The organism is Psychrobacter sp. BF1 (assembly GCF_019279065.1).
Taxonomy (GTDB): domain Bacteria; phylum Pseudomonadota; class Gammaproteobacteria; order Pseudomonadales; family Moraxellaceae; genus Psychrobacter; species Psychrobacter urativorans.
On record NZ_JAGYWV010000003.1, the window covers coordinates 58,638 to 71,675 of the forward strand.

General features: G+C 40.3%; 10 protein-coding genes. 7 read left to right on the forward strand and 3 right to left on the reverse strand.

Annotated features, from left to right (window positions below):
* Window positions 1-190: 190 nt before the first annotated feature.
* From KZA12_RS05075 to KZA12_RS05085, 3 genes are all read left to right on the forward strand, one after another.
* Entirely contained in the window at window positions 191-1,297 is a 1,107-nt protein-coding gene (locus tag KZA12_RS05075) for a DUF475 domain-containing protein (protein WP_201622723.1), read from the forward strand.
* Between the two features lie 305 nt (window positions 1,298-1,602).
* Entirely contained in the window at window positions 1,603-2,982 is a 1,380-nt protein-coding gene (locus KZA12_RS05080; protein ID WP_218689457.1) for a cation:dicarboxylate symporter family transporter, read from the forward strand.
* Between the two features lie 575 nt (window positions 2,983-3,557).
* Entirely contained in the window at window positions 3,558-4,532 is a 975-nt protein-coding gene (locus tag KZA12_RS05085; RefSeq protein ID WP_218689458.1) for an EamA family transporter, read from the forward strand.
* Between the two features lie 388 nt (window positions 4,533-4,920).
* Here the strand turns inward: KZA12_RS05085 and KZA12_RS05090 are convergent, their stop codons facing one another.
* On the reverse strand, window positions 4,921-5,580 hold the full coding sequence (locus KZA12_RS05090) for a 7-cyano-7-deazaguanine/7-aminomethyl-7-deazaguanine transporter (protein ID WP_218689459.1): 660 nt from the start codon (window positions 5,578-5,580) through the stop codon (window positions 4,921-4,923).
* A 666-nt stretch (window positions 5,581-6,246) separates the two neighbouring features.
* On the opposite strand from KZA12_RS05090, the gene KZA12_RS05095 reads away from it, so the two are divergent.
* The 4 genes from KZA12_RS05095 (at window position 6,247) to KZA12_RS05110 (ending at window position 10,264) form a co-directional block, all read left to right on the forward strand.
* Complete coding sequence (locus KZA12_RS05095) at window positions 6,247-6,822, forward strand: TerD family protein (RefSeq protein ID WP_216580975.1); 576 nt, start codon at window positions 6,247-6,249, stop codon at window positions 6,820-6,822.
* Between the two features lie 213 nt (window positions 6,823-7,035).
* On the forward strand, window positions 7,036-7,788 hold the full coding sequence (locus tag KZA12_RS05100; RefSeq protein WP_201622728.1) for a TIGR00266 family protein: 753 nt from the start codon (window positions 7,036-7,038) through the stop codon (window positions 7,786-7,788).
* Window positions 7,789-7,887: 99 nt separating this feature from the next.
* The gene (locus KZA12_RS05105; RefSeq protein ID WP_201622729.1) at window positions 7,888-8,502 is read left to right on the forward strand and encodes a TerD family protein; all 615 of its coding nucleotides are present in this window, start codon (window positions 7,888-7,890) and stop codon (window positions 8,500-8,502) included.
* Between the two features lie 319 nt (window positions 8,503-8,821).
* The gene (locus tag KZA12_RS05110; protein WP_218689460.1) at window positions 8,822-10,264 is read left to right on the forward strand and encodes a YfcC family protein; all 1,443 of its coding nucleotides are present in this window, start codon (window positions 8,822-8,824) and stop codon (window positions 10,262-10,264) included.
* A gap of 67 nt (window positions 10,265-10,331) precedes the next feature.
* Here the strand turns inward: KZA12_RS05110 and KZA12_RS05115 are convergent, their stop codons facing one another.
* The gene (locus KZA12_RS05115) at window positions 10,332-11,069 is read right to left on the reverse strand and encodes a LytTR family DNA-binding domain-containing protein (protein ID WP_218689461.1); all 738 of its coding nucleotides are present in this window, start codon (window positions 11,067-11,069) and stop codon (window positions 10,332-10,334) included.
* A 12-nt stretch (window positions 11,070-11,081) separates the two neighbouring features.
* On the reverse strand, window positions 11,082-12,797 hold the full coding sequence (locus tag KZA12_RS05120; RefSeq protein ID WP_218689462.1) for a LytS/YhcK type 5TM receptor domain-containing protein: 1,716 nt from the start codon (window positions 12,795-12,797) through the stop codon (window positions 11,082-11,084).
* Window positions 12,798-13,038: the final 241 nt, after the last annotated feature.

Genomic DNA, 13,038 nt, shown 5'->3' on the forward strand with positions numbered 1-13,038 from the left:
ATTGCAAAACTATGCATTTTTTAGTAGTAAAACCTTCGGCAATGGTTTATCTTTCTATTGATTTTTATTTATAACTATACTCAAAAAGTAGCTAGCAATAGCTGCTTTTTATAGTATAGGCCTAGGTTATTTCCTCAGCGACAAACCAGCTTTAACGACATTAGCTTTATGCAATCAGACAGGACATGTCATGAGACATTTTTATTTAGATTTTATCTTTACCGCTATCGCTTTAGCGGTAGCCGCATGGTGGGGGTATTCACATAGCGGTATGAGCGGGCTCATATCTACGCTATCGATTACTGCTATTTTGGCAGTTATGGAAATCTCGTTATCTTTCGACAACGCAGTAGTCAATGCTTCAGTGCTCAAAGGCTGGGATGACTTTTGGAAGATGATTTTCTTGACTGTGGGTATTTTGGTTGCCGTCTTTGGTATGCGCCTAGTATTCCCGATCGTCATTGTTGCCGTCACCGCTGACTTAGGAATGATGCAAGTTATCGACTTGGCCTTGAATGATCCAAAAGAATACTCAGCTAAGCTACTAGCGCATCATGCTGAAATTTCAGCTTTTGGTGGTATGTTCTTATTACTAGTATTCTTAAACTTTGTCTTTGATGATAAAGAAGTACACTGGTTTGATTGGCTTGAGAGCCGCTTAGCCAAATTTGGTCAAGTCGATGCTATGAGCGTATTTGTTGCGCTAGTAATTTTGATGATTTCTCTAACTTGGGTTCAACCTGATCAGTCAGCTGCAGTGCTAATAGCTGGCGTCTGGGGTATCTTAATATACTTAGGGGTGCAAGTAATTTCTGGTATGTTAGAGGGCGACTTAGAAGAAGAATTAGAGGGTGAAGGCAGTAGTACTGGCAGCACTGGTGCTGCAGGTAGTGCTATTATGAAAGGTGGTATTATCGGCTTCTTATACTTAGAAGTGCTCGATGCCTCATTCAGTTTCGATGGTGTTATCGGTGCCTTTGCTATTACCAACGACGTTATCGTTATCATGTTAGGTTTAGCTATTGGTGCGATGTTTGTACGTTCTATGACTATCTTCTTAGTAGATAAAGGTACATTGGACGAATTCATCTACCTTGAACATGGTGCGCATTACGCTATTGGTGCCTTAGCCCTTATTATGTTGATATCGATGAAGTTCCATGTGCCAGAGCTTATCACTGGTCTTATCGGTATTGCCTTTATCGGTTGGGCGTTATTAGCGTCCCTTAAGCATCGTCGACAAGAAGCTTTAAAAGCAACCAATGATCCTGATTTAAAGGTCAGACAGTTAGATTAACTTAGTCATTTAAATCAATTTACAACTGTCAGAAAATTAACAGGCTGTAGCAATTATTCGCTACCGCCTGTTTTTTTATGGCTAATACTTTAGATATAGCATGGGAGATAATTAGAGGTGATTAGTAGGATAATGAACTCTATAAACCAGACAAAAAAGACTTATAACCTAATTGTTTGATGCTTATAACGAAATGGAATAACAACATCGTTACTTAGCGCTAGACCTTATGAGCTAGATCAGGATAATGACCCAGATTGATTTTTAGGTTTTCTTTATATTTTTCGGTGTTTAAGGTCTTTATCATGATGTTATTATTATTAGTTGCTGTTTTTATAGTACTGCTCTATGGCTTGTGGCGTTATCACCGCCAAAGTGATTCCTTGAGTCGCAGTGTGTTTCTTGGTCTATTTTTAGGTGTTGTGTACGGTCTGATACTCTCAGCTCTTAACGTTGATACGACTGACTTCTTACCTTGGATCAATATCGTCGGCAATGGCTACGTGAATTTATTAAAAATGATTGCTATGCCTTTAGTCTTCATCTCGATATTGGCCGCTATTGCTCGCTTAGAAAAAGCCTCTATGATCGGTTCAATGAGTTTTTGGATCATCAGCACTTTACTTATTACTACCGGTATCGCTGCTTTAGATGGTGCTATTATCGCCAATTTATTCCATCTTGATGCCAGCTCAATCGTGCAAGGTCAATCAGAAATCGCTCGTGGCCAAAGCATGGTAGAGAGCAGTACGGAAGTTGCAGACTTAACGATTCCAGGTTTAATATTAAGCTTTATTCCTACTAGTATCGGTGGTACATTCGCCGGGTTAGAAAGTACCTCGATGATAGCGGCAGTAGTCATTGCCAGCTTATTGGGTGTGGCAGCGTTGACGGTCAATAAGAATGATCCCGAAAAAGGTGCAGTCATTATCCGCACTATTGATGTCTTACAAAGCTGGATCATGGCTCTGGTGCGCTTTATCATCCGCTTGACCCCTTATGGTATCTTAGCATTGATGATTAAAGTAATAGTCACCACTGATGCTACTGCTATTTGGCAATTGGCCAAGTTCTTATTGGCCTCTTATGTTGCGCTATTTATCATGCTAATAGTGCACGCGTTTATTATCATGTTGACAGGCCGCTCACCTATTGCGCATTTTAAAAAAATCGTTCCTGTACTGACCTTTGCCTTTACCTCACGTAGCTCTGCCGCTTCAATTCCACTAAATATTGATGCGCAAGTTAATGAGCTTGGCGTGGCTAAACCTATTGCCAACTTTTCTGCGTCTTTTGGCGCTACTATTGGGCAAAATGGTTGTGCCGGTGTTTATCCTGCCATGCTAGCGATTATGATTGCTCCAACGATGGGCATTGACCCTTGGAACGCAGGGTTTCTAGCTTCTGTAGTGGGCATCTCTATGATCGCCTCATTCGGCGTGGCCGGTGTAGGTGGTGGTGCAACGTTTGCAGCTATCATCGTGTTATCGACTTTAGGCATGCCGTTAGAGCTAGCCGGACTGTTGATTTCAATCGAGCCATTAATCGATATGATGCGCACCCTAGTGAATGTTAGTGGCTCTATCACTTCCGGTGTCGTTGGCAACCGTATTCTCGGTAAATCTATCGAAGCCGATGAATTTGTAGGCACTACAGTTGATAACGTAGCTTATAAGGCCAGCTAAGCTTATAACTGCCATCTTAGACACTCACTCAAGAGAGCCGTTAGAAGAAGCTGCTATTTCTATGAAAGAGAATCACTTTAAAGTCTTTAATTTGATTCTCTTTCATAGCCATTATGCTTATATCTGCTACCAGCATACTTTTTAGCAATCTACCAAGTTTCCTACTAAAACCTATTTAGGATTCAATCAGCAAAATTAAACCAGTCTCCATAAAGTGGTAGTAGCATAAAAATGTCCCAATCTGTTCGGTCATTGGCGCCTAGCAAATCGCAGCAGCATGTTAAGGCTTGTACAATAGCGGTTATCAAACAAAAAATAATGATAGCCAGTACTACCGCAACGTCCTTTTAAGGCTAAACCAATAGCTGTGCTTTTAATCAATACTTGCAGCTTTTATTTAAAGGAGGACTGAACCATTGCCACAACTTTGCTGAGGATGGTGCGATTGATAGTAATACAGGATTTAGCTCTGATGTTCAGTTGAGAAGAGCTTGGCATACATTTAATGAGCCGGGTACGCCGTCTAGCTATTATCGTGCTGATCTCTCACAACACGCCAACTCAAAGGATAATCAATGACCCCACTACACCTTGCGCTTGCTGTCATTGTCACCCTAATCTGGGGTATCAATTTTACCTTTATTGCTTGGTCGCTTGAGAGCTTTCCGCCGCTGATGCTGAGCGCCATGCGTTTCTTTTTTACTGCCATTCCGTTGGTGCTATTTATCAAGCCACCTAAGTTTAACCGCACCCTATTCATTTATGCCATCGGCACCTTTGTGATGCAATACGCCTTTGTATTCACTGCCATGCACCTTGGTGCCTCAGCTGGCTTGACGGCGCTGCTATTGCAATTACAGATATTTATCACTGTATCGCTTGCCTATTTTATGCTGGGTGAGCCTGTTAGCCGAATGCAGCTTGTGGGGATGGTCATTGGCGTATTGGGGCTGGCGGTGATTGCGACCAACTTAGGCGGGGATATGCCGCTGCTTGGGTTTATTTGTATTTTGATTGCCGCTACAGGCTGGAGCTTTGGCAATATTGCCTCCAAACAGGCTTCGAGTCAGGCAGCAAAGCCACTATCTGCAAATACACCTCAACCTATTAATACAGCAGTAAGTCTAGCGCCAGTAACTACTGCACAGTCAGCGCCATTATCAGCATTATCGCTGGTGGTTTGGGGCGGCTTAATAGCCTGTGTGATCTTGACTATTGCTTCATTAATATTTGAGACCGATAGTTGGCAAGTTGCTACATTTACGCACGCCTCAATAAAATCTTGGTGGGCACTTGTCTTTATTGTCTATATCTCTACCCTAGTTGGATTTGGATTATGGGCATTGTTATTGAGTGAAAATAACGCCTCAAAGGTAACACCGTTTGCGCTACTCGTGCCCATATTTGGCATGATAACGTCGGTGCTACTCACTGGTGAAGTGGTAACTTGGTGGAAGATGTTGGCGATGGGGTTAATTTTATTGGGATTGGTGCTGGCGAATTTAAAGCGCAGCCATTTTGTGCGACAGGCGAAGCCTAGGTTAAGTTGATGGGCTAACAATAGAGGCAGATTATAAATATTTTGCTGACAGTGGAACGTACTCAAAAGTCATATTCGGCTATCAATTAAACAAACCGATAACCTGATACTAGTAGTTGCTCTGCGGTATTTGCTACCCAGTTTTTGCTATACAGATACTTTATACAGCATCAGTCATATTTTTGCTGGCGATATACAATAACGTCAGCAGTCCACTTATATAGTCGATACCAGATAGAATAGATACTTCACTTTATGACACAAGACTGTAAAGAGTTTTTTTTGCTTGCTGTGCCTATACCTACGCCCATGCCTATGTCGACAGAGGCTGCAAATAACCGATCTCAATCTCGCTGTATCATTTTTACAATGAACTGACTATAGCCACCATCTAGTTTCTACTTCCCTGCCAGCATCTTTTGCAACTTTGCTAATACCACACCATACAGCGGTAAAAAGATCAACACCCCCATCACCATCTTAAACAGATAGTCCATAGTGCCAATTTCGATCCAGTGGGTCGCCATGAAGGCATCTGGGCTTCGATAAAAGGCAATAGCAAAAAAGCACAGACTATCGATCAAATTACCAATAAACGTTGATGCAAGGGGTGCAATCCACCAAGTTTTAAGCTGGCGCAATTTGTTAAAGACTTGGATATCTAACAGCTGACCAACCACATAAGCGGCAAAGCTTGCCAAGACAATGCGAAACACAAACAGATTAAAATCTAATAGCTTCTCGTGGCCAACAAATAGACCGTTTGCAAAGACTACAGAGAAATAATAGGAGATAACCAGCGCCGGAAGCATGGCGAAAAATATAATTCTTCGGGCTAACTGCTGACCAAATATACGTACGGTCAGATCAGTAATCAAAAAGATAAAGGGAAAGGTAATCGCTCCCCAAGTAGTGATAAAACCAAATAATCCGACAGGTATTTGCACCAGATAATTACTGATAGCAATGATAAAGATATGGAGGCCGACTAGCCAGAATAAAGCACGGCTGTAGCGTATGGATTGAAGCGGAGTGATAGAAATATTACTGATGCTCATCAAAGAGTCCTTTTTTTAAATCAGGGTTGAGGGAACCTGAGAGCGCATTATTATAAAGCAAAATGGTACTTATGGCTAAAGTGATTCTAGCGCAAAGTTTGAGCCTCTTCACCTTGCGTAAGCTCTATCCTGCGCAACGCTGTCCTTGTAAACAATACTTTGACTATAGCCTTTACACTTATTGACCGGACTTGCTAACAAGGGCTTAAAATTTGAGATTTATAGAGCTTAATACTACATATTCACTATAGTTAGCAGGAGTTGATTAAGGTTTGAACCACTGATAATTCAACTACGATACAAGTGTAATACATATGCACAAAATACGACTTGCTTAGTCTGTAAGCGCTTAGTATAGTAAAACTTAAATATATCTATGGCTTAATTCACTTAGTCCAAGTAGATGAGTGCTATCTAAGCAGCTGCCTCTTTACCAACTATAGTTGCTGATATCATTTCTGACATAGCAGTTAAAATGATGATAAATGCTAGTTATGGTGAGTGCTAGTTATAATAATTACTAATATAGCTAGCTAGTAAGTAAAATTATGAGTAGTACCACTATAGTAGGTAAGGTTATAAAAGCTGTATTTTGAACTCAGTATTTTTAGTACCAGTATCTCCAACAAAAAATCAATCCAATCAATAAATCAAAGGACAATTTTTATGGCTATTAGCTTAACGAAAGGCGGCAACGTAAACTTATCAAAAGAAGCACCAGGCTTAACTAACATTACCGTTGGTCTTGGCTGGGATCCACGTGCTACTGACGGTCAAGATTTTGACTTAGACGCTATTGGCTTTTTGGTCAATGAAGGCGGTAAAGTACGTAACGATCAAGATTTTATCTTTTTTAATAACTTAAAGTCAGACAATGGCGCTGTAGAACATACTGGCGATAACCGTACTGGCGAAGGTGACGGCGATGATGAAGCTATCAAAGTAAATCTAGCTAACATTCCAGCTGATGTCAGTAAAGTCGCACTTTGTGCCATTATCTACGAAGGCCAAGCTCGTAACCAAAACTTTGGCCAAGTTGGTGATGCCTATATCCGTGTCGTGAATGACGATGGTCAAACTGAGATCGCTCGCTATGACCTATCAGAAGATGGTAGTACTGAAACGGCGATGATTTTTGGTGAATTATATCGTCATAACAGTGATTGGAAGTTCCGTGCAGTAGGCCAAGGCTTCAGCGGCGGTTTAGGTCCATTAGCTTCATCTTATGGCGTTAATGTCTAACAATAAAAGCTAACTTAGCCAATTTAAAATAAGCCATCAACTGTGTTTTATAATCACATTTGATGGCTTTAAAATTAATGGGCTAGTGAAAGTCTTTTTTTTAAACAGCTATACAAAAACAAAGAAATACCGTTAAATTATAATCGTTTAAACCCTAATTGTTTAAACCCTAGCAAAGCACTATTAAAATATTGATATAAGGATTTTCATCCCATGGCGGCAACATTCAGCTTAATCGGTACCATCGAACCGTTTCTACATTGTAATCTTAAAAAAGGCGATTCGATTTATTGTGAAGCCAATGCAATGGTGATGATGGAGTCTAACCTTGAGCTTAAAGGTAAGCTGCAAGGCGGCTTAGTGCAGTCACTAATGCGCCGTTTTGCCAATGATGAATCATTGTTTCAGCAACAGATTGAAGCAGTCAATGGCGAAGGAGATTGTTTGCTAGCTCCTACTCTAGACGGTGATATGCAAATACTAGATGTCGGTGCTCAACAGTACACTTTGAGTGACGGTGCCTTTGTAGCGGCACAAACCGGTGTTGATGTTAAAGCTAAAATTCAACGCAATCTTGGTGGGGCTGTATTCGGGGATACCGGCGGCTTTATGGTTATGCAGACTCAAGGTAATGGTCAGGTAGTAGTTTCTGGTTTTGGCTCATTATTTGAGATTGAAGTAACCCCGGGTAAAGATGTCATTATCGATAATGGTCATGTGGTTTGCTGGGATTCAAATTTAGAGTATAAGCTCTCCGTCGCTACTAGTAAGAAAAAAGGCTTTATGAGTAATATCATCAACTCAGTTACTAGCGGTGAAGGTATGGTATTGAATTTTTCAGGTAACGGAAAGGTTGTTATTTGTTCCAGAAATCGTGACAGCTATCAAGGCTGGCTACAGAGTATCCTAGGCACTAGCTCAGGAGGTCGTGGCGGTAACAGTGGCATGCTAGGTAACCTTTTATAAATGCTGCACTATAAGTTATAAGTTCTATTTTATTAACCGTTTATTTTTAAGAGCTCGTTTCTAATAATTCATTTTAATGACTAGTATAAGGAATATAACATGGCAGTTAGTCTACAAAAGGGACAGAAAATATCCTTAAGCAAAGAAGCCGGCGGTACGCTTACTAAAGTTAAGCTAGGCTTAGGCTGGGATGTTGCGCAATCAGCAGCGCCAGAGAAGAAAGGCGGATTTTTAGGTAAGCTGTTTGGCGGCGGTAGCGGTGGCGGTGATTCTATCGATTTAGATGCCTCTTGCATTATGTTCGATAGCAATAAACAAGCCGTCGATGCCATTTGGTTTAGCCAATTGCAGTCCAAAGATGGCAGTATCCTACATACAGGTGATAACCGTACTGGTGATGGCGATGGCGATGATGAAGTCATCAATGTTGACCTATCAAAAGTTCCAGCTAATGTGGTTTCACTAGTATTTACAGTAAACAGCTTTACTGGTCAAACCTTTGAGACCGTAGAAAACGCTTTTTGCCGCATTGTTAATGCGGATAATAATAGTGAAGTAGCTCGCTATAACTTATCATCGCAAGGTACTCATACTGCTATGATCATGGCTAAAGTCTATCGTCATAATGACGAGTGGAAAATGCACGCTATTGGCGAAACTGCTACTGGTCGTACCTTTCATGACTTGATGCCGGCCATTTCTCCGCACGCTTAGTTAATCACCATAGAGCAATAAAAAAGCCCAGCTATTTTAAATAGCTGGGCTTTTTTATTGCTCCTCATAACTATAATTTTTAGCTCTACTACTGCCTACCCTACTTATCAATAAAGCCTTAACTCAAGACTTTATTTATCTTTTGATGCTTTATGGATATAACACTAATGAGCAACTCGTTGCTCCTGATGTACAACTCGTCGTCTATATGACCATTTCGTATGATTCCCAACACTGTCAGTACTTTTTATAATACAGTTTTACCTACACAGGACGTATAAGTCATATTCTCTAAAACGGATTATTTGGAGTAAACAAAATGTCAGACCATAAAATTGATAGCATTGCTAGCGTTGATAAAAAAGTGGGGCAAAAGAAGAATTTCGAGATGCCGCATATCTATGTCATCTTATTTGTATTCAGTGCCATCGCTGCTATTCTTACCCACTTTATACCCTCTGGTAAATATGACCGTGTCCTTGGACCAGAAGGTAGAACAACCATTAATGCCACCTCCTACCATCTGATAGAGCAAACGCCTGTTGGGGTCACCGAATTTTTAACTGCTGTGCCTAGGGGTCTTATTGATGCCGGTGAAGTCGTGTTCTTCACATTCATCATCGGTGGTATGTTTATGGTTCTTAGAAGGACGGGAATTATTGAAGTTGTCGTTGATAAGTTAGCACGTAAATTTGCCAATAATGGTCTACTGCTAATAGCGGTTTTAACTACTGTATTTGCTTTTATTGCCACCCTAATTGGTACACCCGAATTATCATTAGTCTATATCCCAGTTATTATGCCGTTGATTATTGCTTTAGGCTATGACTCGGTAACGGCTGCTGCGATTTCATTATGTGGCACTGGTGCGGGTTTTAGTGCTGGCGTGCTTAATCCAATCAACACAGGGCTTGGACAAAAACTATCTGGATTACCAGTATTCTCAGGAATGGGATTACGTTCAATCGTATTTGTTTTAGCAGTCACTGCTGTGATTTTCTTTATTATAAGATATGCGAAGAAGATTAAGAAAGATCCTTCAAAAAGTTATGTCTATGAAGAGGATAGTGAAAAGAGAATAGAGTTTAATCAAATTGTTGGTGGTACTGCTCTTACCATGACATTTCGTCAGAAGCTAGCTGCCTATGCCACGCTCATTCTATTTGCAGTACTTGTATACGGCGTGCTGCAGCAAGGCTGGTTTATGATAGAGATGTCTGGACTCTTTGTCATCATGGGCATCGTCGTTGGAATGATTGCTGGTCTTAAGCTAACTGAGATATGTGATGGATTTAACCAAGGTTTTAAAGATGTATTGATGGGCGCGTTTATCGTTGGCTTAGCTCGCGCAGTCGCTGTCGTCTTAGAAGATGGCAACGTTATGGATACCCTTGTACACTCTTTAGGGACTTTAGTTGGAGACTTGCCCCCTGAGCTTGCAGCTGTTGGTATGTATTTCGTCCAAACTGCAATTAATTTTGTAATCTCTTCTGGCAGTGGCCAAGCTCTAGTGACTATGCCTATCATGGCACCGCTTGCTGATTTGGTTGGCGTAACTAGACAAACAGCGGTACTAGCCTATCAACTTGGCGATGGCTTTACCCACGTTCTCTTCCCTACCAGCGGATATTTTATGGCGGCACTAGTTATCGCTGGTGTGCCTTATCAAAAATGGATGCGCTTTTTCTTACCTCTTTTTGCCGTTTGGGCCATGATTGCCATTGGCTCGTTAATTGTCGCTCAAATGATTGGTTGGTCATAACCAATTATTAAATAGCTTTGTTCAGATAAGGTGGGTAGATGTTTATTACATCTACCCGCCTTATTTTTTATAACTCAAGAAGTTGTTTGACTGCTTTAACGTAAGAACGACTTACCGAGATTTTAGCGCCGTTTTTTAGGATAATTAAATAGGTTCGATTAAACCAAGGCTCTAACGCTACTATTTGTTTTATATTGACGATATAGCCTCTATGCACTTGAATAAAATCATCGCCAAGCTTATCCATCATTTTATAAAGTAAAGTATCAGTTATATATTTTTTTTCTATAGTTTGAACATAAGCTTGCCGATTTTCTGTTCCTATATATAAGATATCTTTAGTATTGATAACTATAATTCGATCTTCCTCTTTTATACTAATGCTATGTTTCTTGTCCTTACTAACTAAGGGCAAAATCTCAACCTTACTCTCTGTATGAGATGTACTACTCAGCTTCATTAACTTGTTCACTGCTTTTAGCAGGCGCACTCTATCAATGGGTTTGACTATATAATCTATAGCATCTAATTCAAATGCGTCCAGCGCATATTCATCATAAGCAGTCACGAAAACAATCATAGGTGGCTTTTTCATATTGCGAAATTGTTTGGCAAGTTGAAGACCGTTGCCGTTCTCGAGTTCTATATCCAAAAAAACGGCATCTGGTTGCTTGTCATTGATATCCCATAAAGCTTGATGCATATCTTCAGCTTCACCAATAACATTGATCTTACCTGTCTCCTTTAGTAGATAAATCAATTCTTGTCTAGCCAGCACTTCATCTTCAATAACATATACATTCATCGACACGTTTCCTTAGTGTTCAGCTGGCAATATAATTATAACCTTAGTCCCTTTACCCATATCGCTATTAACTACAAAGCAAGCCTCTTGACTATATAATGCGGTAAGTCGTTCTTTTATGTTAAATAACGCCGTACCACTGCCATCTTTAGATGACTTTACCACTCGCTCACCCAAATCTACTATTCGATCCGCTGCCACCCCAACACCATTATCAGCTACTTCAATTGAGATCAAGGTTTCTGATACTCTCTTAATGTCAATACTCACTTTACCTTTGGCTTTTGTCTTTTTAAATCCGCCATACTTTATCGCATTCTCTACCAAAGGTTGAATGATAAAAGGTGGAATGCCATAGTCAATCAACTCAGGATCTATTGCTATATGCACCTCAAATTTATCTGGAAAACGTGCTTGTTCAATAGCCAAATAGGCTTGTACGTTTTCCATCTCTTTACTGATCGGTACTAAAAAATCAGCAATACCTGATAAATTGTTGCGCAAATAAGTAGATAAGTGCAGTAATAAATTTCGAGCTAGCATGGGATCAATTCTACATAAAGCGACGATGGTATTAAGGGCATTGAACAGAAAATGCGGTTGTATCTGTGCTTGTAATGCCTCAATTTTTGCATTTTGTAGCAATAAATTATGACGTTCAATCTCACCAAGCTCTAGTTGATTTGAGAACAGCTTACCAAGACCTTCAACCAATTCCTTTTCAACGGAAGTAATGTGAGTCGAGCTTGCATAGTAAAAAGTGATCGTACCAATGGTTTTATCATGGACATAAAAGGGGACCACTATAAAGGCTCTGCTATTAGATTTTTTAGAAAACAGCCATTTTGCTCTTGGTTCCTTTAACACTGATTTGCCAGTTGCTAAAACCTGCTTGCGTAAGACCAAATCTTCTTGTTCGTGTCTTTTGTGATTACTCAATGACCCAGTATAAGCCAGCTCACGAATACCTCTAGTAATCGCAACATGCTCGACTCCCGTTAATTGCTTGATAATCTTAGTGCTTTCTTTAGCTGATTTCTCATTCAAACCCCCTCGAAATAAGGAGAAAGTGCGGTCAGCAATTGAAAAGGTTTTAACGGTTTGATTGGCTCTGGTTCTCTCTTCTTCTTGTACGACGTTATAAAAAATCATGGCACAGATCCATATTCCTATACCATTAACAATAATAATTGGGGGGCCTGTAAAACTAATTAATTCAAAGGCGGCACGATGATTGTCAGCTATAAAGGGAATAGCCAAAATTTGGACCGTTAGAATGACAATACTGGTAAAAAACATGTACTTGGGTTTAATAAATCGCATTTCGCGCCACTTGTAACCAAACCATCCTGCAAGACAGCCTCCTAAGATAGATACCCAAAGAGTAGCCTCACTGATAAAGCCACCCATTAATAACCGATGCCCACCAGCAATAATGGATGCGCCTATACCCACTATTGGACCGCCGAAGAAACCGCCAATAATAATGCCGATATTTCGTGTGTCCGCTACTGCATTATTTGTCTGAAGCGTAGGGTTCCACAAATTAGATACAACACTTTGATTGCCAGGCTCTACCACAAGAGCGGTATAGTTACCGATGACGCCGAACATACCGAATATTATTATTAATACGAATAATCCCCCTATGCCGACTCTCTGGTAAATCATCTTTCTAAATATAGGCAGTCTAGTAATTAGATAAGCAATAGTAATAATGAGGGTCATTCTTGAGAGCATTTGGAGCAATATTTCCCACATCGAAATATCTCATTTTTATAGTGGCTATAGGAGGTGCTGCATGTCTAAAAGGTGTTTAGAACATAGCAGGTGTTTAAAGCATCTAAGTTTTTTAGAGCATATAAGCTGCTTAGAACATGACAATTTTTTGAAGCATAAGCGTTGTTTAAGGCAAATAAAGGCTTGAAAACATATAGGCGGTTTAACAAGTACTGACCACCCTAGCACC